Here is a 1,228-nt window from a genome sequence, read left to right as displayed (position 1 = left end):
GCGTTCATCCTGAGCCAGGATCAAACTCTCCAATAAAGTTAGTTTGTCTAGCATCTAAAATAAAAATTGACGTTTCACGTTGTTTGTTTCGTTCAGTTTTCAAAGAACTAATGGTGGAGCCTAGCGGGATCGAACCGCTGACCTCCTGCGTGCAAGGCAGGCGCTCTCCCAGCTGAGCTAAGGCCCCAAACAAGTATCGGGAAGACAGGATTTGAACCTGCGACCCCCTGGTCCCAAACCAGGTGCTCTACCAAGCTGAGCCACTTCCCGAAAGAAAACGCGCCCGAGAGGAGTCGAACCCCTAACCTCTTGATCCGTAGTCAAACGCTCTATCCAATTGAGCTACGGGCGCATATGGTGCCGAGGGCGGGGGTCGAACCCGCACGGTGGTCACCCACCGCAGGATTTTAAGTCCTGTGCGTCTGCCTGTTCCGCCACCCCGGCATGTCATATTGAAAATTGGAGCGGAAGACGGGATTCGAACCCGCGACCCCAACCTTGGCAAGGTTGTATTCTACCACTGAACTACTTCCGCAAGACATGTTTGAGATATTTTATTAGAAGTGCGGGTGAAGGGAGTCGAACCCCCACGCCAAAGGCGCTAGATCCTAAGTCTAGTGCGTCTGCCAATTCCGCCACACCCGCATATTAATTAAAATGGTGAGCCATGAAGGACTCGAACCTTCGACCCTCTGATTAAAAGTCAGATGCTCTACCAACTGAGCTAATGGCTCTTACAATAAAAACTGGTGCCGACTAGAGGACTTGAACCCCCAACCTACTGATTACAAGTCAGTTGCTCTACCAATTGAGCTAAGTCGGCTAAATGGTGGAGGATGACGGGATCGAACCGCCGACCCCCTGCTTGTAAGGCAGGTGCTCTCCCAGCTGAGCTAATCCTCCGGATTGCCTGGCAACGTCCTACTCTCACAGGGACAAGGTCCCAACTACCATCGGCGCTAGAGAGCTTAACTTCCGTGTTCGGTATGGGAACGGGTGTGGCCTCTCTGCCATCATTACCAGACTGTATTCATTTAAGACAAGAATCATTGTAACTCATTTAACTTTTAAAGTCAACAAGTTTTTTATATTCTTTCAAAACTAGATAACATTGCTTCATATTATATGGTTAAGTCCTCGATCTATTAGTATTCGTCAGCTCCACATGTCACCATGCTTCCACCTCGAACCTATCAACCTGATCATCTTTCAGGGATCTTACTAGCTT

At 49.0% G+C, this 1,228-nt stretch carries 9 tRNA genes and 2 rRNA genes; all 11 read right to left on the bottom strand.

Annotated features, from left to right (window positions below):
• Window positions 1-111: 111 nt before the first annotated feature.
• A tRNA-Ala gene (locus tag ACTFRY_RS29710) sits at window positions 112-187 on the bottom strand.
• Window positions 188-196: 9 nt separating this feature from the next.
• Window positions 197-270, bottom strand: a tRNA-Pro gene (locus tag ACTFRY_RS29705).
• Window positions 271-278: 8 nt separating this feature from the next.
• Window positions 279-352 (bottom strand) — tRNA-Arg (locus ACTFRY_RS29700).
• Between the two features lie 3 nt (window positions 353-355).
• Window positions 356-444: transfer RNA gene (locus ACTFRY_RS29695), tRNA-Leu, on the bottom strand.
• A 16-nt stretch (window positions 445-460) separates the two neighbouring features.
• Window positions 461-535, bottom strand: a tRNA-Gly gene (locus ACTFRY_RS29690).
• Between the two features lie 29 nt (window positions 536-564).
• Window positions 565-645, bottom strand: a tRNA-Leu gene (locus ACTFRY_RS29685).
• A 13-nt stretch (window positions 646-658) separates the two neighbouring features.
• Window positions 659-734: transfer RNA gene (locus ACTFRY_RS29680), tRNA-Lys, on the bottom strand.
• Window positions 735-747: 13 nt separating this feature from the next.
• Window positions 748-823: transfer RNA gene (locus ACTFRY_RS29675), tRNA-Thr, on the bottom strand.
• Between the two features lie 4 nt (window positions 824-827).
• Window positions 828-903, bottom strand: a tRNA-Val gene (locus tag ACTFRY_RS29670).
• Between the two features lie 5 nt (window positions 904-908).
• Window positions 909-1,024, bottom strand: a 5S ribosomal RNA gene (gene rrf, locus ACTFRY_RS29665).
• Between the two features lie 101 nt (window positions 1,025-1,125).
• Window positions 1,126-1,228: ribosomal RNA gene (locus tag ACTFRY_RS29660) — 23S ribosomal RNA — on the bottom strand; the annotation flags it as partial.

The sequence above is a fragment of the Bacillus cereus group sp. MYBK195-1 genome (assembly GCF_051916605.1).
Taxonomy (GTDB): domain Bacteria; phylum Bacillota; class Bacilli; order Bacillales; family Bacillaceae_G; genus Bacillus_A; species Bacillus_A cereus.
The sequence above is the reverse complement of the archived record's forward strand: the minus strand, read 5'-3'. Positions and strand labels throughout refer to the sequence as shown.